Raw genomic sequence first — 502 nt, 5'->3', positions numbered from 1 at the left:
GCAGGAATTATCTTTATACCATAAGGCCCTTCGACAATCGCATCTTTTAGCTCACATTCACCCGCTAAGACATGTCCTAGATTACGTTTTGCACGAATTCCGAGCATCACGTCCACATTGGCCAGACCTAAATCAGCGTCGAGAACCATCACCTTCTTGCCTTGGCGAGCCATACAAATCGCCAGACCCAGTGTTACGTTTGATTTCCCCACACCACCTTTGCCGCCAGTAACAGCAATCACTTTGGTCAACGATGGTTGTGTTAAGCGACGGAGGCCGCTTGCTTGATCGTGTATCATATTCTCAGTCATAGTAGTCCGCCGCCTTAGAGTCCTTCACTGTCACTGTTCCAAAAGTGAGGTTCGTTCTCTGTCGACTTCTCTAACAGTTCATTTGCTTTCGCAAGCATATATTTTGGTTGCGCTATCACAATGTCTTCTGGTACGCGCTGACCATTAGCGATGTAAGCTACTGGCATTGCGTTTTGAATCACTACACTGAT

General features: G+C 46.8%; 1 protein-coding gene. It reads right to left on the bottom strand.

Features of this window, described 5'->3' with window-relative positions; all coding sequences use genetic code 11:
• The coding region (locus AC3FNH_RS32605) for a P-loop NTPase (protein WP_488723016.1) at window positions 1-311 on the bottom strand (311 nt) is incomplete at its 3' end.
• Between the last annotated feature and the right edge of the window lie 191 nt (window positions 312-502).

The sequence above is a fragment of the Cupriavidus sp. 22TCCZM01-5 genome (assembly GCF_057798915.1).
This window is presented reverse-complemented; position numbering and strand designations above follow the sequence as displayed.